The 1,850-nt window shown below is 62.8% G+C and carries 2 protein-coding genes; one reads left to right on the top strand and one right to left on the bottom strand.

Annotated elements, in window-relative coordinates:
* A partial coding sequence (locus GHO32_RS25940; protein WP_256678634.1) for a MobA/MobL family protein occupies positions 1–1,294 on the top strand: 1,294 nt, incomplete at its 5' end.
* Here GHO32_RS25940 and GHO32_RS25935 read toward each other — a convergent pair.
* Positions 1,291–1,850: replication initiation protein (locus GHO32_RS25935; protein WP_153443091.1), on the bottom strand; the 560-nt coding region annotated here is incomplete at its 5' end. The genes GHO32_RS25940 and GHO32_RS25935 overlap by 4 nt on opposite strands.

Below are 1,850 nucleotides of genomic sequence, written 5' to 3'. Positions count from 1 at the left end.
AGCCGTCGCCGCTGCTGCCTATCGTTCGGGTTCCGAGTTGGTCGATGAACGCACCGGCCTTGTCCATGACTACACCCGGAAAGGGGGTGTAGTTTCGGCCGAAATCATCGCGCCGGATGGCGGCAGTGCCGAGCGCGGCGCGCTGTGGAATGCCGCCGAACTGGCCGAGAACCGGAAGGATTCGCGGACGGCCCGCGAATGGATCGTGGCCCTGCCTGCCGAACTGGATGCTGGCCAGCGCCGGGAGTTGGCTGTTTCCTTTGGTGCCGAACTGGCCCGCCGGTACGGCGTGGCCGTGGATGTTGCTATCCACGAACCCGACCGCGAGGGCGACAACCGCAATCATCACGCGCACATCCTCACCACCACCCGGCGCGTGAGTCGAGGCGCAGCGGGCGAGCTGGTCATGGGCGACAAGTCCAGCATCGAGCTGGCCGACAAGAAACGCCGGGAGCTGGGTTTAGGCCCAGCCGCCGACGAGGTGAAGGCCATTCGGCAGTTGTGGGAGCAGACCGCCAATCGCGCCCTGGAGCGAGCGGGCAGCACCGAACGGATCGACGCCCGAAGCCTCAAGGATCAAGGTATCGACCGTGAGGCGACCACCCACCTCGGGCCAGTGGCCTCCGAGATGGAGCGCCGTGGCCGGATCAGCGATCGAGGCGACGGAAACCGGCAGGTGATGGCCAACAACGAGCAGCGCCAAGGGCTGACTGCGCAGATCATCGACCTGAAAACCGAGCGCGAGCGCCGGGCCAAGGCGCGTCAGGTTGAAGCCCTGCCCGCGGCTGATTTGGTCAAGGCATGGGATGGGCGCAAGGCTGAGTTGTATATGGGCTACCGGCAGCGGGCAGAGCGTCTAGAGTCCCGCGTCGATCAGCAGATACAGGCCATCAGCACCAAACGACGGAACGCCGAAGCCAACCATGCGAAGAAGCGTCCAGTGGAGCCAACCGGGCTGTTGGCCGCGTTCAAGCGCAGCAGCTACGAGAAGCTCATGACTGAATGGCGCGCTACCGCCAAACGCATTAAGGCGTGGAAAGTTGGGCGGGAGAACGACCTGCGTAAGCGGCTTGAGCGTGTGCGGTGCTACCTGACACCGGGCGGCGGTTTTTCTGTGCGAGACGCCGAAAGGACACTCCAGAAGGAGCGTCCTGAGTGGGCGGCGCGGCTACCGCAGGCCCGGGATGAGGTTCAGCGTGAGAAAGAGGCCAAGAAGCAGGAGCTTCTGGCCCAAAAGCGGGAGCGGCAGTCCCTGCAGAAAGGCAGGCCGGGCCGTGGTGGCCACGGCCTCTAGGCCAGATCCAGCGGCATCTGGGTTAGTCGAGCGCGGGCCGCTTCCCATGTCTCACCAGGGCGAGCCTGTTTCGCGATCTCAGCATCTGAAATCTTCCCGGCCTTGCGCTTCGCTGGGGCCTTACCCACCGCCTTGGCGGGCTTCTTCGGTCCAAAACTGAACAACAGATGTGTGACCTTGCGCCCGGTCTTTCGCTGCGCCCACTCCACCTGTAGCGGGCTGTGCTCGTTGATCTGCGTCACGGCTGGATCAAGCACTCGCAACTTGAAGTCCTTGATCGAGGGATACCGGCCTTCCAGTTGAAACCACTCTCGCAGCTGGTCAATTTCTATTTCGCGCTGGCCGATGCTGTCCCATTGCATGAGCAGCTCGTAAAGCCTGATCGCGTGGGTGCTGTCCATCTTGGCCACGTCAGCCAAGGCGTATTTGGTGAACTGTTTGGTGAGTTCCGTCAGGTACGGCAGCATGTCTTTGGTGAACCTGAGTTCTACACGGCCCTCACCCTCCCGGTAGATGATTGTTTGCACCCAGCCGGTAATCATCACACTCGGTCTTT

The organism is Pseudomonas sp. FSL R10-2189 (assembly GCF_009600325.1).
Classification (GTDB): Bacteria; Pseudomonadota; Gammaproteobacteria; order Pseudomonadales; family Pseudomonadaceae; genus Aquipseudomonas; species Aquipseudomonas helleri.
This window is presented reverse-complemented; position numbering and strand designations above follow the sequence as displayed.